We start from the raw sequence: 18615 nt of genomic DNA on the forward strand, positions 1-18615 counted from the left end.
GCTGCACGCAAGGATAGCCGGGTCTATTGCGCCCAGCTTTTGAGCACGGCTCCGCAGTAGAGTCCGGACAGGGTTTTCATCACCTGGATGACTTCATGACTGGCGAGGCCGTAAAAAATGTACTTGCCTTCACGACGGGTCGCGACCAGCCCTTCATCACGCAGGATGCCCAATTGCTGGGACAAGGTCGGCTGGCGCACGCCGGTCATTTTCTCCAGCTCGCCGACATTGCGTTCGCCCTGGGTCAACTGGCACAGGATCAGCAGCCGGTCCTCGTTGGCCAGGGCCTTGAGCAGCGAACAGGCCTTGGAGGCCGAGGCCCGAAGTTGGGCGACTTCACATTCGGTCAGACTGGATTGCATTTGCAGGATGCCTTCAACGTCACTTAAGCTGCGGACATTATGTGTTTACATAAAGTGTTGCAACCCTGACTTTCCATCCCTCTGCACAGGACCCTGTCCATGCCCGCGCTGATTGAAGCTTTCCTCGACCCCGCCTCCTCGACCTACAGCTACGTGGTCTACGAGGCCGATGGCGGACAGTGCGCAATCGTCGATCCGGTGCTCGACTACGACGCTGCCGCCGGCCGCACCTGCACGGCCCAGGCAGACAAAATCATTGCCTTCGTTCGCGCCCACCATCTGCAAGTGCAGTGGTTGCTGGAAACCCACGCCCACGCCGATCACCTGTCCGCCGCGCCCTACCTGCGCCGCGAGCTGGGCGGCAAGATCGCCATCGGCGAATCGATCAGCAAAGTGCAGAACGTGTTCAAGGCTCTGTTCAACCTCGAGCCGGAATTTCGTGTCGACGGCTCACAGTTCGATCACCTGTTCGCACCGAACGAGTCGTTCAGGATCGGCAATCTCAAGGCGACCGCTTTGCACGTTCCCGGCCACACACCGGCGGACATGGCCTACCTGATCGATGGCGAGCAAATCCTGGTCGGCGACACACTGTTAATGCCCGACGTGGGCACCGCCCGTTGCGACTTTCCCGGTGGCAACGCCCATCAACTGTTCCATTCGATCCATAAACTGCTGGCTTTCCCCGCCAGCGTGAAGCTCTATGTCTGTCACGACTACCCGCCGCAAGGTCGGGAATCGCAATGCCAGACCACCGTCGGCGAACAACGCAAAAGCAATATCCATGTGCATGACGGCATCGACGAAAACGCTTTTGTCGAAATGCGCACCAAACGTGATTCGGGGTTAGGCATGCCGACCCTGCTGCTGCCGGCGATTCAGGTGAACGTACGGGCGGGGAATCTGCCGCCGGCGGAAGGCAATGGCGTTGTCTACCTGAAGATTCCCATCAACTCTGTGTAGGAAAAATTCAGTCAAGGAACCGGGAACAACGGATTTCGCACCTGTCGCGTCGGATGCCATGAACTGGGCGTAATCTCGGCCAGCAGGCAGACTTCATTGGGCAATCAACCAATGGAGATTTGGCAATATGGATATTCGCCGTAACCACCGAGATATGTCGCCGCAAGAGAAGTCCGCCTTCATCGAAGCGGTGCTGAGGTTGAAAAACAACGTTAACAGTGTGCTGCGCCCCGGTCTGCAGAGCCGCTACGATGACTTTGTCCAGATACACAAGAATTCGATGGGGCGCGGTAATCCGCTCGTCCCCAACCCGCACCAGAGTCCCCTGTTTTATCCATGGCACCGTGTACTGATCCGCCAGTTCGAGCTGGCTCTGCAGTCCGCCGTCGATGATCCTCGGATCACCTTGCCGTACTGGAACTGGCAAATCAGCGGAACCGACAACCCGTTCACCTCGAACTTCATGGGCGGCAATGGCGACAACACCCAGAACCAACAGGTAACGACCGGCCCTTTTTCCAATAACCAGTCGGCATTCATCGTGTCTGTATGGGACGAGGGAACCGGTAGCGCTGCCTTGCGTCGCGATCTGGGGGCTGCTGGTGCTTTGCCGACTCAGGAAGCCATCATCTCGGCCCTGAATAGAACACCCTACTGGATGGAATCGGGTGGCTGGGAAAACATTTCAGAGAACGAATTGCACAATCCAGTGCACGCGTGGATTGGCGGCAACATGATGGAAGCCTCTTCTCCCAACGACCCGCTGTTCTTTCTGCACCATTGCCATCTGGACCTGCTGTGGGAGCGCTGGAAACGGCAACACCCCAATATCCAGTCCTTCCCGTTTGTCGACCTGAGTGAATCGACACTGGTCTTTCACCCGGATAACGAACTCGCGCCCTGGCCCCAGAGCTTTACCGTTCAGCAGGCACTTTTTACGGAAGAACTCGGTTATCGGTATGAATACCTGTGAACTGCACCGGGTTCAGTTACCCAATGTCAAACCGTTCGCCGGCAACGGCAGCGCCGTTTTGTAGCGCACTTGCTTGAGCGCAAAGCTTGAGCGGATGTTGGCCACCCCCGGCACTTTGGTCAGAAAATCCATCATGAAACGCTCGAGCGACTGAATGGTCGGCACCAACACCCGGATCAGATAATCCGGGTCGCCGGCCATCAGGTAGCACTCCATGACTTCCGGGCGATCTGAAATCGCTTCTTCGAAATGCTGCAGCGCTTCCTCCACCTGCTTCTCCAGGCTCACGTGAATGAACACGTTCACGTGCAGCCCCAGCAGATCGGCATCCAGCAGGGTCACCTGCTCACGGATCAGCCCCAGTTCTTCCATCGCCTTGACCCGGTTGAAGCACGGTGTCGGCGACAAATTGACCGAACGGGCCAGGTCGGCGTTGGTGATGCGCGCATTCTCCTGAAGGCTGTTGAGAATGCCGATGTCGGTACGGTCCAGTTTGCGCATGAGACAAAACCACCTGTTTTTTATGTTTATGCAGATTTTCTATCTGCAAATGATCTCCAGCGCAACGAAACAGAGAGAAATATTCTTCTTGCCCGGGCCTATGATTGTTGTAGGACAAGATTTCTTTTATCGAAGAATGACTGCCAGCTCACTACAAGAAATTCACAAGATCGAGCGTAGAAGCCATGACCCAAGCGTATGAACCGCTGCGTCTGCACGTCCCTGAACCTTCGGGCCGCCCAGGCTGCAAAACCGACTTCTCCTACCTGCATCTGACCGATGCCGGCACGGTGCGCAAACCTTCCATTGACGTTGAACCCGCCGACACCGCCGACCTGGCCCGTGGCCTGATCCGCGTGCTCGACGATCAGGGCAACGCCCTTGGCCCATGGGCCGAGAACGTACCGGTCGAGATCCTGCGCAAAGGCATGCGCGCGATGCTCAAGACCCGGATCTACGACAACCGCATGGTGGTCGCCCAGCGTCAGAAAAAAATGTCGTTCTACATGCAGAGCCTTGGCGAAGAAGCCATCGGCAGTGCCCAGGCCCTGGCCTTGAACACCGACGACATGTGCTTCCCGACCTACCGCCAGCAAAGCATCCTGATGGCCCGCGACGTACCGCTGGTCGACCTGATCTGCCAGTTGCTGTCCAACGAGCGCGACCCGCTCAAGGGACGTCAGTTGCCGATCATGTACTCGGTCAAGGACGCGGGTTTCTTCACCATTTCCGGCAACCTCGCCACCCAGTTCATCCAGGGCGTGGGCTGGGGCATGGCCTCGGCGATCAAGGGCGACACCAAAATCGCCTCGGCCTGGATCGGCGACGGCGCTACCGCCGAATCGGACTTCCACACCGCCCTCACCTTCGCCCACGTCTACCGTGCGCCGGTGATCCTCAACGTGGTCAACAACCAGTGGGCGATCTCGACCTTCCAGGCCATCGCCGGTGGTGAAGCCACCACCTTCGCGGGACGCGGCGTCGGTTGCGGCATCGCCTCGCTGCGGGTGGATGGCAACGATTTCTACGCGGTTTATTCAGCCTCCGCCTGGGCTGCCGAACGCGCCCGCCGCGGCCTCGGCCCGACAATGATCGAGTGGGTCACCTACCGTGCCGGCCCGCACTCGACCTCCGACGATCCGTCCAAATACCGTCCTGCCGACGACTGGAGCCACTTCCCGCTGGGCGATCCGATTGCCCGCCTGAAACAGCACCTGATCAAGGTCGGCCACTGGTCGGAAGAAGAGCACGCCGCCGTCAGTGCAGAGCTCGAAGCCGAGGTGATTGCCGCACAGAAACAGGCCGAACAGTACGGTACCCTCGCCGGCGGCCAGATTCCGAGCGCCGCGACCATGTTCGAAGACGTCTACAAAGAGATGCCGGAGCACTTGAAGCGCCAGCGTCAGCAGTTGGGGATCTGACATGAACGACCACAACAACAATATTCAGTTGGAAACCGCCATGACCACGACCACCATGACCATGATCCAGGCCCTGCGCTCGGCCATGGATGTGATGCTTGAGCGTGACGACAATGTGGTGGTGTTCGGCCAGGACGTCGGCTACTTCGGCGGCGTGTTCCGTTGCACCGAAGGCCTGCAAGCCAAGTACGGCACCTCGCGGGTGTTCGACGCACCGATCTCCGAGAGCGGCATCGTCGGGACCGCCGTGGGCATGGGCGCCTACGGCCTGCGCCCGGTAGTGGAAATCCAGTTCGCCGACTACGTCTACCCGGCCTACGACCAGATCATTTCCGAGGCGGCTCGCCTGCGTTATCGCTCGGCCGGCGAATTCACCGCGCCGATGACCCTGCGCATGCCTTGCGGTGGCGGCATCTACGGTGGCCAGACCCACAGCCAGAGTATCGAAGCCCTGTTCACCCAGGTCTGCGGCCTGCGCACCGTCATGCCGTCCAACCCGTATGACGCCAAGGGCCTGCTGATCGCCTCCATCGAAAACGATGACCCGGTGATCTTCCTGGAGCCGAAACGCCTGTACAACGGCCCGTTCGACGGCCACCACGAACGTCCGGTAACCCCGTGGTCGAAACACCCGGCTGCACAAGTCCCGGATGGCTACTACACCGTGCCGCTGGACGTCGCCGCCATCGCCCGTCCGGGCAAGGACGTCACCGTGCTGACCTACGGCACCACCGTGTACGTGTCGCAAGTCGCCGCCGAAGAAACCGGCGTCGATGCTGAAGTCATCGATCTGCGCAGCCTGTGGCCTCTGGACCTGGACACCATCGTCAAATCCGTGAAGAAAACCGGCCGTTGCGTGGTGGTTCACGAAGCCACCCGCACCTGCGGCTTCGGCGCCGAACTGGTGGCGCTGGTGCAAGAGCATTGCTTCCACCACCTGGAAGCGCCGATCGAACGCGTCACCGGTTGGGACACCCCCTACCCGCATGCGCAGGAGTGGGCGTATTTCCCAGGGCCGTCCCGTGTGGGCGCGGCGCTGAAACGGGTCATGGAGGTCTGAATGGGCACGCACGTTATCAAGATGCCGGACATCGGCGAAGGCATCGCAGAAGTTGAACTGTCGCAGTGGCACGTCAAGGTCGGCGATCTGGTCGTTGAAGATCAGGTGCTGGCGGATGTGATGACCGACAAGGCAATGGTCGACATTCCGTCGCCGGTCCACGGCAAGGTGATTGCACTCGGCGGTCAGCCGGGTGAAGTGATGGCGGTCGGCAGTGTGCTGATCAGCATCGAGGTTGAAGGTGCGGGCAATCTGAAAGAGTCCGACAAACCGGCGCCTGTTGCAGCGAAGGAAGCACCTGTCGCACCGAAAGTTGAAGCGGTCGTTGAAAGCAAACCCGCCGCGCCACGTACGGCTCCGGTTTGCCAGGGCCCGATGGTTGCCCGTGAAGCCGATGAGCGTCCGCTGGCCTCGCCCGCCGTGCGCAAGCATGCGCTGGATCTGGGCATCCAACTGCGTCTGGTGCGCGGTTCCGGTCCGGCCGGTCGCGTGTTGCACGAAGACCTCGAGGCTTATCTGACGCAAGGTCAGTCGAACGCTTCGGCGCCGGTCGCCGCCGCTTACGCCCAGCGTAACGATGAAGAACAGATTCAAGTGATCGGCATGCGCCGCAAGATTGCCCAGCGCATGCAGGACGCCACCCAGCGTGCTGCACATTTCAGTTATGTCGAAGAAATCGACGTCACCGCGATTGAAGAACTGCGTGCCCACCTGAATGAAAAACATGGCGCCAGCCGTGGCAAGCTGACCCTGCTGCCATTCCTGGTCCGCGCACTGGTCGTCGCCCTGCGCGACTTCCCGCAGATGAACGCCCGTTACGACGACGAAGCCCAGGTCATCACTCGCCTGGGCGCGGTGCATGTCGGTGTCGCCACCCAAAGCGATGTCGGCCTGATGGTGCCGGTGGTGCGTCACGCCGAGGCTCGCAGCCTGTGGGACAGTGCGGCGGAAATCTCCCGTCTGGCCACCGCCGCGCGCAATGGTAAGGCCAGCCGCGATGAGCTCTCTGGCTCGACCATCACCCTGACCAGCCTCGGCGCCCTTGGCGGCATCGTCAGCACCCCGGTGCTGAACCTGCCGGAAGTGGCCATCGTCGGCGTGAACAAAATCGTCGAACGCCCAATGGTCGTCAAAGGCCAGGTGGTTATCCGCAAGATGATGAACCTCTCCAGCTCCTTCGATCACCGCGTGGTCGACGGCATGGACGCCGCGCTCTTCATCCAGGCCATTCGTGGTCTGCTCGAACAACCCGCGACCCTGTTTGTGGAGTGATGGCATGCAAACTCTGAACACCACGCTACTGATTATTGGTGGCGGTCCTGGCGGTTACGTCACAGCCATTCGCGCCGGGCAACTGGGCATTTCGACCATTCTGGTCGAGGGCGAATCGCTGGGCGGTACCTGCCTGAACATCGGCTGCATTCCGTCGAAAGCACTGATTCATGTGGCCGAGCAGTTTCACCAGACTCAACACCACAATCAGCATTCGGCACTGGGCATCAGTGTTTCCGCACCGACCCTCGACATCAGCAAAAGCGTCGAGTGGAAGGACGGCATCGTTGATCGCCTGACTACCGGCGTCGCCGCATTGCTGAAGAAAAACAAGGTTCAGGTCATCAACGGCTGGGCCAAGGTCATCGACGGCAAGACCGTGGAAGTCGGCGACACCCGCATCCACTGCGAACACCTGGTGCTGGCCACCGGCTCGAAAAGCGTCAATCTGCCGATCCTGCCGATTGGCGGGCCGATCATTTCGTCCACCGAGGCGCTCGCGCCGAAGTCGATTCCGAAACGTCTGATCGTGGTTGGCGGCGGTTACATCGGTCTGGAATTGGGCATTGCCTATCGCAAGCTCGGCGCCGAGGTCAGTGTGGTCGAGGCGCAGGATCGCATCCTGCCGGCCTACGACGCCGAACTGACCCAACCGGTGCACGAAGCGCTGAAACAACTGGGCGTGAAGCTGTACCTGAAGCACAGCGTGTTGGGTTTCGACAGCAAGTTGCAGGTGCGCGATCCGAACGGCGACACCTTGAACCTGGAAACCGATCAGGTGCTGGTGGCCGTCGGTCGCAAACCCAATACCCAGGGCTGGAACCTTGAAGCGCTGAACCTGGACATGAACGGCTCGGCGATCAAGATCGACAGCCGCTGCCAGACCAGCATGCGCAACGTCTACGCCATCGGCGACCTGAGCGGCGAGCCGATGCTGGCCCACCGCGCCATGGCTCAAGGGGAGATGGTTGCCGAGCTGATCAGCGGCAAGACCCGCGAGTTCAATCCGACCGCCATCGCCGCCGTGTGCTTCACCGACCCGGAACTGGTGGTCGTCGGCAAGACGCCGGACGAAGCCAAGGCGGCGGGGCTGGATTGCATCGTGTCGAACTTCCCGTTCGCAGCCAATGGCCGGGCGATGACCCTGGAATCGAAAACCGGCTTCGTGCGGGTAGTCGCCCGTCGTGACAATCATGTGATTGTCGGCTGGCAGGCGGTGGGTGTCGGGGTATCTGAGCTGTCGACCGCGTTCGCGCAAAGCCTGGAAATGGGCGCACGACTGGAAGACATCGGCGGCACCATTCACGCGCACCCGACCCTGGGTGAAGCGGTGCAGGAAGCAGCGTTGCGTGCCCTCGGGCATGCGTTGCACCTGTAAAAACCCGATGCGGGGGAGTTTTTTCATAAGCAGGCTAATAAATCTGCTGCTCCCCCCATCGCCCGGGCTGCGAAACCGCTCAAGAATGAAGTATTGTTGTGCCCATCCAAAAAAACGTCAGAAGCCTTGAACCGCTTCGGCGGTTGTTCAGTGATAGAGGGTGTCATGGGTAACGAAAGCATCAACTGGGACAAGCTGGGTTTTGACTACATCAAGACCGACAAACGCTATCTGTCGTACTTTCGCAACGGCGAGTGGGACAAAGGCACCCTGACCGAAGACAACGTGCTGCACATCAGCGAAGGCTCCACTGCCCTTCACTATGGCCAGCAATGCTTCGAAGGCCTGAAGGCCTATCGTTGCAAGGACGGCTCGATCAACCTGTTCCGTCCGGACCAGAACGCCGCGCGCATGCAACGCAGCTGCGCCCGCCTGCTGATGCCGCATGTGTCCACCGAGCAGTTCATCGAAGCGTGCAAGCAAGTGGTTCGCGCCAACGAGCGCTTCATCCCGCCTTACGGCACCGGCGGCGCGCTGTACCTGCGTCCTTTCGTGATCGGCGTGGGAGACAACATCGGCGTGCGTACCGCACCTGAGTTCATCTTCTCGGTGTTCGCGATTCCGGTTGGCGCCTACTTCAAGGGCGGCCTGACCCCGCACAACTTCCAGATCTCCACCTTCGACCGCGCCGCGCCACAAGGCACCGGTGCCGCCAAGGTCGGTGGCAACTACGCCGCCAGCCTGATGCCAGGCTCCCAGGCCAAGAAAGCGCACTTTGCTGACGCCATCTACCTGGATCCGCTGACCCACAAGAAGATCGAGGAAGTCGGTTCGGCCAACTTCTTCGGAATCACCCACGACAACAAGTTCGTGACCCCGAACTCGCCGTCGGTACTGCCGGGCATCACCCGTCTGTCGCTGATCGAATTGGCCAAGTCCCGTCTGGGCCTGGAAGTGGTCGAAGGCGACGTGTTCATCGACAAGCTGTCGGACTTCAAGGAAGCCGGCGCCTGCGGTACCGCTGCGGTGATCACCCCGATTGGCGGCATCAGCTACAACGACCACCTGCACGTGTTCCACAGCGAAACCGAAGTCGGCCCTGTGACCCAGAAGCTCTACAAGGAGCTGACCGGTGTACAGACCGGCGACGTCGAAGCGCCAGCTGGCTGGATCGTCAAGGTTTGATCTGACGGCCAGATGCACAAAAGCCCCCATCGAGTGATCGATGGGGACTTTTTCATGGGGTCTGTTTTTGCAGCCACGCCACAAACACCTGAGCCGATGCGGAGCCCTGCGGTGCAACGCCGTAGTAATAGCGTGGCAATGGCATGCGCAAGTCAGGCAACGGACAGAACAGCCGACCGCTCGACAAGTGCGTGCCCAATAACGTGGTCGGGCACAAGGCAATACCCTCGCCCGCGACTGCGGCCTCCAGCACCCGATGCATGTAATCGAACTGGCGAATCTCCTGGCTCGCACTCTGACTCTGGCCGAAGCGCAGCGCCCAGTGGTGCCAGTCCTCACGCCGGGCCTTGACGGTCAGCAAAGTGTGCCGCCCCAGATCAGCAAGATCCGCCAATGGGATTCGCTCGATCAGCTCGGGCGCTGCCACCATCAGCAATTCATCCTCAAACAGCGGGTGCGACTCGATGGTCGGTGCCCAATCGTCGCGACCACGGCGAATGACTATGTCGAAACTGTCCTGCGCCGGATCCGGGGATCGGGTCTGGGTGATCACCTGCGGTTCGATGTCCGGATGTTCTGCCGTGAAGTCATTTAGCCGTGGCATCAGCCACAACTGTGCAAACGATGGTCGGGTGTTGATGGTTACTGTCGGCCGTGCTGCCTGCTGCCGCAATTCGGCAGCCGCGCCGGCGATCTGCGCCAGGCCCGCGCTGACCTGCTGATAAAAACGCTGGCCGGCAGACGTTAGCAACGATTGCCGGATGCGCCGTTCGAACAGCAATATACCCAGGTGTTCTTCCAGCAATTTGATGTGCCGGCTTACGGCGCTGTGGCTCACATGCAGCTCTTCGGCCGCCAGCGTGAAACTCTGATGACGGGCGGCGACCGCAAAGGCACGAACCGCATTGAGCGGCGGGAGTGATTTGTTCATGGGTCTAATTTAGTCACGTATGCGCTGCATTTAAAGCGTTTGTCACACGCTCGTCGCCGCGCCAATCTGCCCGTACGCCCAATCCCGCGCCCTGACGGAGCCAGACATGCACAGTTACGGACTCTTTGTACTCTTCGCCACCCTGACTATTTTGAGCCCTGGCCCGGGTGTGATGCTGACCTTGTCCAACGCCGTGCGCCTGGGCTGGGCCGGAGCAGCGCCGGGAATTCTGGGGATTGCCTCGGGGGCGTTCGTGGTTGCCGCCCTCAGCGCTACCAGTGTCGGCCTGATCCTCAGTGCCTCGGCGACTGCCTTCGCAGTACTGAAATACGCCGGCGCCGCTTATCTGTTGTACCTGGGTCTCAAGAGCTGGCGTTCGGATCGTTTTCGCCCACTGCAACACGTTCGCCCCTCTCGCGCGAGTTACCGTTTTCTGGAGGCCGCGTCCCTGCAATTTCTCAATCCCAAAGCCATCTTCTTCTTTCTGGCGGTGTTTCCGCAGTTCATCGACACCGCACAGGCTTTCCACCCGCAGTTCTTCAAGCTGGTGGCTTCTTACGCCGTGCTGGTGATTCTGGTACACGGCACTTATGCGCTGCTTGCCAATGCTGCCAAAGGCTGGCTGTCGAGCCCGAAAGGTTCCTGGCTGGCGGCGAAAGTCTCGGGAGTGACATTTGCCGGTTTTGGTTTGTTGATGGCTTCGGCGACGCGCTGAACGGACGACGGATGCTCCACCTGTTTCAACGCAATACGCTTGCCGCCGCGCCCGGCAATCCCGTCGGCCTGCCCGTTCTGCTGCTTGCCCATGCGCGCCTGGGTAATCAACCCGGGGATCAACTCCCCCTCCGGCAGGTTCTTCCAGAAGCGCATGGGCAAGTGCCCTTGCATGAGCTTCTCGTTCAACCGCGCCGGGTTGAAGATGTGGCTGTAGTACGCCAGCCACAACTCGCCCTGTGGATCATCAACGTTCTGCGCCAGTTGCTGCCATTCCACCGGGCACTGGCGCTGATGAATCATTTGTTCGCCATCGTAATAAACCCCATCACGCGGCGTAGCGATCAGCCAGCGATGGCGCCCCATGCGCCCGATGAAGTGTTCACTGGCGCTGTGCAGGATGTCGTGGGCCGGTTCGTGCCACGCCACGTATTGCGGGCCCGACAGCTCTGACGGGCGCTCGATGAAACGCACGAACGCATGCAGATGATGGGCTTCGCGCTGCACTTGCTTGATCCGCCGCTGCAACTCGCTACCCAGTTTGTCGCCGGCCATCATTGCCGTGCGATCGCCATGGCTGACGCGCCAGAGCACTTCGTAAAGCAGACTCCAGCGCTGATCGCCACGGTAGCGTGACGCTTGTTCCAGGGTGTCGAGCAATGCGCGCGGAATACGCGCCTGAAATGGTCCCTGTCCGTCCGGCACCGACACATCACTGGCAAACAGATCACTCACCCCTTCCGAAGCCCAGCTCACCAGACTCGGATCGATTTCATGGCTGAGTAGCCAGCGCGCCTGTTGGCGCCAGGTGTCGAACAGGTCGTCGCAATCGAGATTGATCATCCCCACAACCCCATCTGCTGCGGCATCGGCCGGTCGCGCAACTGTTGATAGAGCATCTGGCTGGTGACTTCCGCCTGCTGCGGGTGATAGTCGCTGGTGATGATGAATGGCTTGGCTTTGGCCAGAACACAGCGCATGCGAGCCACATCTTCGTAACGAATGCGCCGTTGTTGACGCAGTTCCACCAATCGCTCGGTGGTACGCAGGCCGATGCCGGGAATGCGTGAAATCAACGCCGGTTCGGCGCGGTTGAGATCCAGCGGAAACACCTCGCGATTCTGAAGGGCCCAAGCCAATTTCGGGTCGATATCCAATGCCAGATTGCCCGGCCCAGTGAGCAACTCGCCGGCGCTGTAGCCATAGCTGCGCAGCAGAAAGTCGGCTTGATACAAACGGTGCTCGCGCATCAGCGGCGGCGCGGCCAGCGGCACGCTTTTCGGGCTGTCGGGAATCGGGCTGAACGCCGAGTAATAGACCCGACGCAGGCGGAAGTTGCCGTAGAGCGCCTGAGCGCTGTGCAGGATGGTGCTGTCGTCGGTGTCATCGGCACCGACGATCATTTGCGTGCTCTGCCCGGCCGGGGCGAACTTTGGTGCGCGGGGTTCGTTAAGCACCGCCTGCACACCGGTGTAGATGGTGTTCATCGCCTGCTTGATCGAGCCGATCTGCTTCTCCGGCGCCAGCGTCTGCAAACTGGCATCGGTGGGCAATTCGATGTTGACGCTCAAGCGATCGGCATAACGCCCGGCTTCTTCGATCAGCGCAGGATCCGCTTCGGGAATGGTCTTGAGATGGATGTAGCCACGGAATTCATGCTCTTCGCGCAACAGCTTCGCAACACGCACCAGTTGCTCCATGGTGTAGTCCGCCGAACGGATGATCCCGGAGCTGAGGAACAACCCGCTGACGCAATTTCGCCGGTAGAAATCCAGGGTCAGCGTCACCACTTCCTCGGGCGTGAAACGCGCACGTGGCACATCGCTGGAGCGACGGTTGACGCAGTATTGGCAGTCGTAGAGACAGAAATTGGTCAGCAGAACCTTGAGCAGCGACACACAACGCCCGTCCGGCGTGTAGCTGTGGCAGATGCCCATGCCATCGGTGGAACCCAGCCCGCTCTTGCCCTCGGAGCTGCGCTTGGGCGCGCCACTGCTGGCGCAGGAGGCATCGTACTTGGCGGCGTCGGCGAGGATGCTGAGCTTGTCGATGAGTTGCATGGCATGGACCTTATACTGTTCGTATATACAGTATAGAGTCCGCCCACGGGTCACAAGTCGTAAAACGACCCTTCGTCAGTCAGACTTATTACAGTCGGCTGTCAGCTGCGATGGTCGAGGATTTACGCACCGGGACAGGCTGCATCGCTTCGGGCCATTTCACCCCGAATCGCGCTGTCATCTCCTTACGCCCCACCGCCGTCAACGTCAGCGCCCGACTGTCCAGATCCTGCGTCACCCATTTGCGCTTCAACGCGGTCTGCAACAGCGCCGCTCCAAGCGATCCACCCAGATGCGGCCGGCGCATGCTCCAGTCCAGACATGGGCAGGCAAAGCGTCGGCGCAAGGTCGACAGATCCCTGACCTCGATTCCCAACCCTTCGAACAGCGCCTCTCCGCTCTCGCTCAAGCGATAAACCTGCTCATCGGTTTCCACCAGCCAACCCCGCTCCAGCAACCGGTCATGCAGCATTACCGCCAGCGTGCCGGCCATATGGTCGTAACAGGTGCGAGCGAATTGCAGGCGATCCGGCGTGTGCGGTTTGAAGGTCGGTGCGGGGTTCTGGCCGATCACCATCAGCGCTTCGAGCGCCTGGGCCACGCGTTTGTCGGCGAGGCTGTAATAACGGTGGCGGCCCTGCACGTGCAGGCGCACCAGCGCCAGGTCCTTGAGTTTGGCCAGGTGTGCACTGGCGGTCGAGGCGCTGACGTCGGCGAGGGTCGCCAGCTCCGTGGCAGTGCGAGCGTGGCCGTCCATCAGCGAGCACAGCATTTTGGTTCGCGCCGGTTCAGCGATGGCGGCGGCCACTTGCGAGACGCCGATGTCTTGATGTTCTGCGTGCATATTTCGCTCCCGGACGAATCATCGCCCTCAAGGACTGGAGATAGTAGCAACACTTTCCCCACCGACAAGGTTGCGATCCATGGACCCGATCATTGCTGCAACTCACTCCGATCCTTATCCCTACTACGCCGAACTGCGCGCGTCGGGTGGGCTGACTTTTCATCATGGACTGAAACTGTGGGTCGCCAGCAGCGCCCGGGCGGTTTGCGCGGTGTCGGCGCATCCGGATTGCCGGGTGCGCCCGGTGCAGGAACCAGTGCCCAAGGCCATCGTCGATGGCATGGCGGGCAAGGTGTTTGGCCTTTTGATGCGGATGAATGACGGCGAAGCTCAGCGCTGCCCGCGTTCGGCCATCGAGCCGCCCTTAGGCCTGTTTGATCGGGAAGAAGTCAGCGCTTTGGTGTCCGCGCGGCTGATAACGAACGACGCCGACGGCCTCTATAAAGCCATGTTTCGCGGCCCGGTGTGCGTGGTTGCATCACTACTCGGATTCACCCCGGCGCAAGCGCGGGTCATCAGTGAACTGACGGCGGATTTCGCGGCGTGTCTGTCGCCGTTGAGCAATGACCTGCAACTGGCGGCAGCCCATCGGGCGGCGGAGCAATTGCGCGGATACTTCATTGAATTGTTGGCGGATCCGAACCCGTTTCTCGCGGACATCCAACAGCGTTTTGTCGGCGATGAAGACATGTTGCTCGCCAACCTGATCGGCCTCTGTTCGCAGACATTCGAGGCCACCGCCGGGCTGATCGGCAATGCGCTGGTGGCTTTGCAGCGCCAGCCTGAATTACACGCGGCGTCAGTGGATTCGCTGCTGGCTGAAGTCCAGCGGTTTGATCCCTCGGTGCAAAACACCCGACGATTTGTCGCGACCACTTGCGAAATCGACGGCATGCGACTGGAAGCGGGCGATGTGATTCTGGTGTTGCTCGCCTCGGCCAACCGCGACCCGGCGCTGAATGAAAACCCGGATCAATTTCTGCCGGATCGCCCGAACCGCCGCAGCTTCACGTTCGGCAGCGGTCGTCATCAATGCCCGGGGCAAAGATTGGCGATGACGATTGCCAGCGCCACCGTAGGTAAAATCCTTGCTCATGACATCGACCTGAAGCGGTTCGCCTGGCATTACCGCCCTTCGCTCAACGGGCGAATTCCTCTGTTCAGCGAGAGACAGCCTTAGGCGTTGCGCAATTCGATCGTCAGGTGCGACAACTCATGCACCGGTGCCAGACGCTCGCGAATCGCTTCAGCAGTCACGCCAGCCGCCGCGACTACGCTGACAATCGCCGCCCGCGCCTGCGGGCCGACCTGCCAGACGTGCAGGTCGCTGATGCGCACGTCGTCGGAGGTTTCCAGCAGTTCGCGAATCTCTTCTGCCACCGGTTCATCGGTGGTGTCGAGTAGCACGGCGGCGCTGTCGCGCATCAGGTTCCAGGCCCATTTGGCAATGACGATGGAACCGACGATGCCCATCACCGGGTCCATCCACACCCAGCCCAGGTAGCGACCGGCAAGCAGCGCAGCAATTGCCAGCACCGACGTCAACGCATCGGCGAGTACGTGCACGTAAGCTGAACGCAGGTTGTTGTCGTGATGGTGGTGATGACCATGATCGTGGCTATGGCCGTGGTCATGATGACCGTGATGGCCGGCCAGCAAAAACGCACTGAGCAGGTTGACGCCCAGGCCGACCACGGCAATCAAGGTTGCTTCGCCGAACGCCACGCTGGTCGGTTGGAACAAGCGAAAAACCGATTCCCCGGCAATGCCCAGCGACACCAGCCCCAGCACCATGGCCGAGGCAAAACCCGCCAGATCACCGACCTTGCCGGTGCCGAAACTGTAACGGCGGTTATTGGCGTTGCGCCGGGCAAAACCATAGGCCGCCGCAGCGATGCCGAGGGCGCCGGCGTGGGTCGCCATGTGGAAACCGTCAGCCAGCAGCGCCATGGAGCCGGTGAAATAACCGGCGGCAATCTCGCCGATCATCATCACGAATGTCAGTGCCACGACCCATAAGGTGCGACGAGCATTGTCATCGTGGGATGCACCGAGGAACTGGTGATCGTGGGAAAACGTTTCAGCCTTGAGTGTCATGGCGTGGGTGCTCACTTGGAATAACGGCGAATGGCTTGCAGCAACTCTTCCACGCCTTGGGCGCGGGCTTCGTCGCTGAGGTCTGGATGGGCGACATGCTCGCGGGCGTGGGCCTCGATGAACTGCTCCATCAGGCCGTTGATTGCCCCGCGAACCGCCGCCATCAGGTGCAGCGTCTTGGCGCAATCTGCCTCGGACTCCAGCGCCCGTTCAACCGCCTGAACCTGCCCGGCAATGCGCCGGACCCGGTTAAGCAACTCGCCTTTGTGTTCGTGTGTGTGCGACATACCTATACCCCCTACCCCTATATGGCGAGCATAGTCGCTGTTCGGATTGAAAGGGGCAAGGTCTGTTTTCGACCGCCCGTCGCGGCCTGAAATTTTTTCGTGAAAGGATTGAGGCGGAGCGTCAGACGGTGCCGCCTCTGGAAGGCTTTTCAGATGCAGGGCCGTTGGGACCCCTTGTCTGTCAGGCCCATTGCAGCGGTGGGGACGACGAGAAACAGAGGTCTACGTCCAGTTTTGCAGCGGCCGACAAGTTGACCAGCGCATCCAGCGAGAACTTGTCGATTTTGCCGTTGAGTACGTCGTTGAGACGCGGCTGAGTGATGCCAAGACGCTTGGCCGCCTCTTTCTGAGGGAGCTCCCAGGCACGAATCGTTTCGCAAAGCGTACGCATCAGTTTGGCCCGCAGGCGCATGTTGGCCGCTTCCTGCGGCGTGTCTTCCAGTGCATCCCAGATGCTTGAGAAACGCTGGGGTGGGGTTTGATGATCCTTCATGGTTCAACCTATTTCCTGGTATCTGGCCCGTGCCAGTTCTATGTCTCGCGTCTCGGTTTTGCGCGTGGTCTTTTGCAGGGCGTGCAGCACATAAATCGCGTCAGGCCGGTTGACCACATAAAACACTCGAAACGCCCCTGAATACTCGGTGATTCTGATTTCATTGACGCCCCGCCCAACTGTTTTCATGGGGCGCCAGTCAAAGGGTTCGTCGCCCTGTTGCAACAGATCCAATTGGAATCCTGCTGCTCTGCGAGCATCGAGGGGAAAAGCTCTTAGATCCTTGAGCGCACTCCCGACAAATACCACGTCCTTGTGTCTTGGCATTGGCTTCTCCTGTGTTGGAAGGAAAAGCGTAATAGCCCGGACGGAATCGTGTCGCGGCGGTGTGTTGCAAGGAATGGCAGCTATCACATACCAGCAGACTATATCGAAACCGATATAAATCAAGTTTGAATTGGCTTATCTGACATTTGGTATCACAAAACAGAAATTCACGAGTCGGCACACCTGATAAGCCGACGCAGAAGCCTTGTGGGAGCGAGCTTGCTCACGATGGCGGACTGAAAAATGAAGCATCATTTTGCCCTCATCCGAGAGGCTACATCGCCTTGCGCCTTTGCCTACAACTACGCCAGAATCCGCCGGCTTGTGCGGTTTGGAGCCTACCCGTAACTTGATTCGCATCACTGAATTGGTCAGTGAACGGGTTTAGTCGCTCGGACGGTTTTAAGTTGCATGCAGTCCATTTAGTCAGGTGTTCATTTGCCTGTGCTCAATGGTAGCTGTGCGTAGGGCGTCTTCGGGCGCGCCGGGAATGCTTAGAACCACCGGTCGACTAACCTGCGCATAGCTGCCACCTAATTGTTTAGTCGCAATGACGGTGTAAGCCTCAATTAAAGGTTCTAGGCAAATGTTCAAATACGTTCCCGATCCACCCGAAACAGACGCACCCAACGAGTCCGATCCGACTTCGCCCTACTCCTCCACCGATTCAAAAAAACTCCACGAAGCCGCCGAGCGCGCCCTCGACCATTACCTGAAACCCACCGCCCCGAAACAACACTGCCCCGGCCGCATGTTCCTCGTCGCCCCCGACCTGGATCAACATGCCCTGCTGGCCCACGCCTGCGAATCGATGACTTCGGCCAGCGTGATGCTCAGCGACTTCGCCGCGCTGCTGGACCCGCCCTACCGCAGTACCGTCCTGGGCATCGCCCAAGTGGTGATGTGTGGCGAACTAGCCGTGAACCGGGCGCTGGACACTCTCGATGCCACGACCTGAGGGATCCCAATGGAAAGCAAATCCGATGCACACGTCGTCGCCGCCCTGATCTCCATCGACCTCAACGAGAAAGACAGCCAATGGGCCCAAAAAGCCTGTCTGCTGCTGCTCGAAAGCGAAAGAAAATCCATCGTCACCGCCGCTCTCGAGGCCCTCGTCCAGCTCGCCCGCGATCACGGCAAACTGGACCGCAACCGAGTAATGCCGGTACTTAACAGCGTAAAACGCAGATTTCCGAGCCTGACCAGCACGGTTGCCGCAACGCTGGATGAGATGGCTATAGCTGCGTAACGTCTCAGGTAAAAGGGAAAGAAAAAACCCGCTGTCTCCGTGAGGGGAGGCAGCGAGTTTTGTGTGCAAACGCGATCACCGCCGAAAGTCAGACAGAATGAAAGGCGTATTCCCCCTCAAGTAAGCCTCGACCTCCTCCAGCGAGTGCAGTCCGTCGCTCGAAGAAACAACGGAGCCTTGAACATCTTGTCGAGTCAGGGTCACGGTATAAGTCCCCTCTTCCTCCAGCAGAACGCCGGTGAATCTGATCTGTTGCCCGCCTTCTTCTGCAAAGGAAGTCGCTGTCAGGCTTCCAGACGCCAGCGTCGTCGTCACACGAGCCTTGAGCACTTTGCGCTTTGCAATCAGTTCCTTGGCCGCAACCCAAGTACCAACCGCCACAGCAGCGTTGAGTACAGCCATATACCCGTAAGACCAGCGCCCGTGCGACGAGTGTTTCTCGCCCAACCACTGGGCAATCTGGGAAATCATCTGCCACACGTCCATGCGCTAACCCCT

At 59.9% G+C, this 18615-nt stretch carries 21 protein-coding genes and 1 pseudogene; 11 read left to right on the forward strand and 11 right to left on the reverse strand.

Going from position 1 to position 18615, the window contains the following annotated elements; all coding sequences use genetic code 11:
- Nucleotides 1-23: 23 nt before the first annotated feature.
- Complete coding sequence (locus CAF87_RS14830) at nt 24-362, reverse strand: helix-turn-helix transcriptional regulator (protein WP_007952897.1); 339 nt, start codon at nt 360-362, stop codon at nt 24-26.
- Nucleotides 363-461: 99 nt separating this feature from the next.
- Here CAF87_RS14830 and CAF87_RS14835 point away from each other — a divergent pair, with 99 nt between their 5' ends.
- Together CAF87_RS14835 and CAF87_RS14840 are read left to right on the forward strand one after the other, a co-directional pair.
- A complete protein-coding gene (locus CAF87_RS14835; RefSeq protein WP_085732062.1) occupies nt 462-1325 on the forward strand; it encodes an MBL fold metallo-hydrolase in 864 nt (287 codons plus the stop codon).
- A 127-nt stretch (nt 1326-1452) separates the two neighbouring features.
- Nucleotides 1453-2298: a tyrosinase family protein gene (locus CAF87_RS14840; protein WP_085732063.1), complete on the forward strand. Its 846-nt coding sequence runs from the start codon at nt 1453-1455 to the stop codon at nt 2296-2298.
- 12 nt (nt 2299-2310) lie between these two features.
- Here CAF87_RS14840 and bkdR read toward each other — a convergent pair whose 3' ends face one another.
- Entirely contained in the window at nt 2311-2799 is a 489-nt protein-coding gene (gene bkdR, locus CAF87_RS14845) for a Bkd operon transcriptional regulator BkdR (RefSeq protein WP_007915088.1), read from the reverse strand.
- Between the two features lie 185 nt (nt 2800-2984).
- On the opposite strand from bkdR, the gene CAF87_RS14850 reads away from it, so the two are divergent.
- The 5 genes from CAF87_RS14850 (at nt 2985) to CAF87_RS14870 (ending at nt 9115) form a co-directional block, all read left to right on the forward strand.
- The gene (locus CAF87_RS14850) at nt 2985-4220 is read left to right on the forward strand and encodes a 3-methyl-2-oxobutanoate dehydrogenase (2-methylpropanoyl-transferring) subunit alpha (RefSeq protein ID WP_085732064.1); all 1236 of its coding nucleotides are present in this window, start codon (nt 2985-2987) and stop codon (nt 4218-4220) included.
- A 1-nt stretch (nt 4221) separates the two neighbouring features.
- Nucleotides 4222-5280: an alpha-ketoacid dehydrogenase subunit beta gene (locus tag CAF87_RS14855; RefSeq protein ID WP_085732065.1), complete on the forward strand. Its 1059-nt coding sequence runs from the start codon at nt 4222-4224 to the stop codon at nt 5278-5280.
- Nucleotides 5281-6552 carry a dihydrolipoamide acetyltransferase family protein gene (locus CAF87_RS14860; protein WP_085732066.1) on the forward strand — a complete coding sequence of 424 codons (1272 nt, stop codon included), beginning with the start codon at nt 5281-5283 and terminating at the stop codon, nt 6550-6552.
- 4 nt (nt 6553-6556) lie between these two features.
- Entirely contained in the window at nt 6557-7930 is a 1374-nt protein-coding gene (gene lpdA, locus CAF87_RS14865) for a dihydrolipoyl dehydrogenase (protein WP_085732067.1), read from the forward strand.
- 165 nt (nt 7931-8095) lie between these two features.
- Nucleotides 8096-9115, forward strand: coding sequence for a branched-chain amino acid aminotransferase (locus CAF87_RS14870; RefSeq protein WP_064597568.1), 1020 nt, complete (start codon nt 8096-8098; stop codon nt 9113-9115).
- Nucleotides 9116-9167: 52 nt separating this feature from the next.
- On the opposite strand, the gene CAF87_RS14875 is transcribed toward CAF87_RS14870, so the two are convergent.
- Entirely contained in the window at nt 9168-10046 is an 879-nt protein-coding gene (locus tag CAF87_RS14875) for a LysR substrate-binding domain-containing protein (protein WP_085732068.1), read from the reverse strand.
- A gap of 106 nt (nt 10047-10152) precedes the next feature.
- Between CAF87_RS14875 and CAF87_RS14880 the strand changes: the two genes are divergently transcribed.
- Nucleotides 10153-10761, forward strand: a complete 609-nt coding sequence (locus CAF87_RS14880) for a LysE family translocator (protein ID WP_085732069.1) — start codon at nt 10153-10155, stop codon at nt 10759-10761.
- A gap of 23 nt (nt 10762-10784) precedes the next feature.
- On the opposite strand, the pseudogene CAF87_RS14885 reads toward CAF87_RS14880, so the two are convergent.
- From CAF87_RS14885 to CAF87_RS14895, 3 genes and pseudogenes are all read right to left on the reverse strand, one after another.
- Nucleotides 10785-11603 (reverse strand): annotated as a pseudogene (locus CAF87_RS14885) (TIGR03915 family putative DNA repair protein); the annotation flags it as partial.
- Nucleotides 11600-12820, reverse strand: a complete 1221-nt coding sequence (locus CAF87_RS14890; protein WP_085732070.1) for a putative DNA modification/repair radical SAM protein — start codon at nt 12818-12820, stop codon at nt 11600-11602. The gene CAF87_RS14890 and the pseudogene CAF87_RS14885, both read right to left, overlap by 4 nt.
- Nucleotides 12821-12908: 88 nt before the next feature.
- Nucleotides 12909-13664 carry a helix-turn-helix transcriptional regulator gene (locus CAF87_RS14895; RefSeq protein ID WP_085732071.1) on the reverse strand — a complete coding sequence of 252 codons (756 nt, stop codon included), beginning with the start codon at nt 13662-13664 and terminating at the stop codon, nt 12909-12911.
- 79 nt (nt 13665-13743) lie between these two features.
- On the opposite strand from CAF87_RS14895, the gene CAF87_RS14900 reads away from it, so the two are divergent.
- Nucleotides 13744-14844: a cytochrome P450 gene (locus tag CAF87_RS14900; RefSeq protein WP_085732072.1), complete on the forward strand. Its 1101-nt coding sequence runs from the start codon at nt 13744-13746 to the stop codon at nt 14842-14844.
- Here CAF87_RS14900 and dmeF read toward each other — a convergent pair.
- The 4 genes from dmeF to CAF87_RS14920 form a co-directional block, all read right to left on the reverse strand.
- Nucleotides 14841-15761 carry a CDF family Co(II)/Ni(II) efflux transporter DmeF gene (gene dmeF / locus CAF87_RS14905; RefSeq protein ID WP_085732073.1) on the reverse strand — a complete coding sequence of 307 codons (921 nt, stop codon included), beginning with the start codon at nt 15759-15761 and terminating at the stop codon, nt 14841-14843. The genes CAF87_RS14900 and dmeF overlap by 4 nt on opposite strands.
- An 11-nt stretch (nt 15762-15772) precedes the next feature.
- Nucleotides 15773-16048 (reverse strand): metal/formaldehyde-sensitive transcriptional repressor, encoded by a 276-nt coding sequence (locus CAF87_RS14910; protein WP_085687529.1) that lies wholly within the window; start codon nt 16046-16048, stop codon nt 15773-15775.
- Nucleotides 16049-16229: 181 nt separating this feature from the next.
- Nucleotides 16230-16541: a helix-turn-helix domain-containing protein gene (locus CAF87_RS14915; protein ID WP_085687527.1), complete on the reverse strand. Its 312-nt coding sequence runs from the start codon at nt 16539-16541 to the stop codon at nt 16230-16232.
- Between the two features lie 3 nt (nt 16542-16544).
- Nucleotides 16545-16868, reverse strand: a complete 324-nt coding sequence (locus CAF87_RS14920) for a type II toxin-antitoxin system RelE/ParE family toxin (protein WP_085732074.1) — start codon at nt 16866-16868, stop codon at nt 16545-16547.
- Between the two features lie 586 nt (nt 16869-17454).
- Here CAF87_RS14920 and CAF87_RS14925 point away from each other — a divergent pair.
- Together CAF87_RS14925 and CAF87_RS14930 are read left to right on the forward strand one after the other, a co-directional pair.
- Complete coding sequence (locus CAF87_RS14925) at nt 17455-17826, forward strand: DUF6124 family protein (protein WP_085732075.1); 372 nt, start codon at nt 17455-17457, stop codon at nt 17824-17826.
- 9 nt (nt 17827-17835) lie between these two features.
- Nucleotides 17836-18117, forward strand: a complete 282-nt coding sequence (locus CAF87_RS14930; RefSeq protein ID WP_085732076.1) for a hypothetical protein — start codon at nt 17836-17838, stop codon at nt 18115-18117.
- Between the two features lie 75 nt (nt 18118-18192).
- Here the strand turns inward: CAF87_RS14930 and CAF87_RS14935 are convergent, their stop codons facing one another.
- Entirely contained in the window at nt 18193-18603 is a 411-nt protein-coding gene (locus CAF87_RS14935; protein WP_085732077.1) for a hypothetical protein, read from the reverse strand.
- Nucleotides 18604-18615: the final 12 nt, after the last annotated feature.

The sequence above is a fragment of the Pseudomonas sp. R38(2017) genome, from assembly GCF_002112395.1.
Lineage (GTDB): Bacteria > Pseudomonadota > Gammaproteobacteria > Pseudomonadales > Pseudomonadaceae > Aquipseudomonas.

Bases quoted from the DNA above. Each gene is read 5' to 3' on its own strand.
- CAF87_RS14870 (WP_064597568.1), top strand. From the start codon at position 8,096: ATGGGTAACGAAAGCATCAACTGGGACAAGCTGGGTTTTGACTACATC.
- CAF87_RS14935 (WP_085732077.1), bottom strand. From the start codon at position 18,603: ATGGACGTGTGGCAGATGATTTCCCAGATTGCCCAGTGGTTGGGCGAG.
- CAF87_RS14890 (WP_085732070.1), bottom strand. From the start codon at position 12,820: ATGCAACTCATCGACAAGCTCAGCATCCTCGCCGACGCCGCCAAGTAC.
- bkdR (WP_007915088.1), bottom strand. From the start codon at position 2,799: ATGCGCAAACTGGACCGTACCGACATCGGCATTCTCAACAGCCTTCAG.
- CAF87_RS14920 (WP_085732074.1), bottom strand. From the start codon at position 16,868: ATGCCAAGACACAAGGACGTGGTATTTGTCGGGAGTGCGCTCAAGGAT.
- CAF87_RS14830 (WP_007952897.1), bottom strand. From the start codon at position 362: ATGCAATCCAGTCTGACCGAATGTGAAGTCGCCCAACTTCGGGCCTCG.
- lpdA (WP_085732067.1), top strand. From the start codon at position 6,557: ATGCAAACTCTGAACACCACGCTACTGATTATTGGTGGCGGTCCTGGC.
- CAF87_RS14855 (WP_085732065.1), top strand. From the start codon at position 4,222: ATGAACGACCACAACAACAATATTCAGTTGGAAACCGCCATGACCACG.
- CAF87_RS14900 (WP_085732072.1), top strand. From the start codon at position 13,744: ATGGACCCGATCATTGCTGCAACTCACTCCGATCCTTATCCCTACTAC.
- CAF87_RS14860 (WP_085732066.1), top strand. From the start codon at position 5,281: ATGGGCACGCACGTTATCAAGATGCCGGACATCGGCGAAGGCATCGCA.
- CAF87_RS14880 (WP_085732069.1), top strand. From the start codon at position 10,153: ATGCACAGTTACGGACTCTTTGTACTCTTCGCCACCCTGACTATTTTG.
- CAF87_RS14835 (WP_085732062.1), top strand. From the start codon at position 462: ATGCCCGCGCTGATTGAAGCTTTCCTCGACCCCGCCTCCTCGACCTAC.
- dmeF (WP_085732073.1), bottom strand. From the start codon at position 15,761: ATGACACTCAAGGCTGAAACGTTTTCCCACGATCACCAGTTCCTCGGT.
- CAF87_RS14840 (WP_085732063.1), top strand. From the start codon at position 1,453: ATGGATATTCGCCGTAACCACCGAGATATGTCGCCGCAAGAGAAGTCC.
- CAF87_RS14930 (WP_085732076.1), top strand. From the start codon at position 17,836: ATGGAAAGCAAATCCGATGCACACGTCGTCGCCGCCCTGATCTCCATC.
- CAF87_RS14895 (WP_085732071.1), bottom strand. From the start codon at position 13,664: ATGCACGCAGAACATCAAGACATCGGCGTCTCGCAAGTGGCCGCCGCC.
- CAF87_RS14925 (WP_085732075.1), top strand. From the start codon at position 17,455: ATGTTCAAATACGTTCCCGATCCACCCGAAACAGACGCACCCAACGAG.
- CAF87_RS14850 (WP_085732064.1), top strand. From the start codon at position 2,985: ATGACCCAAGCGTATGAACCGCTGCGTCTGCACGTCCCTGAACCTTCG.
- CAF87_RS14915 (WP_085687527.1), bottom strand. From the start codon at position 16,541: ATGAAGGATCATCAAACCCCACCCCAGCGTTTCTCAAGCATCTGGGAT.
- CAF87_RS14875 (WP_085732068.1), bottom strand. From the start codon at position 10,046: ATGAACAAATCACTCCCGCCGCTCAATGCGGTTCGTGCCTTTGCGGTC.
- CAF87_RS14910 (WP_085687529.1), bottom strand. From the start codon at position 16,048: ATGTCGCACACACACGAACACAAAGGCGAGTTGCTTAACCGGGTCCGG.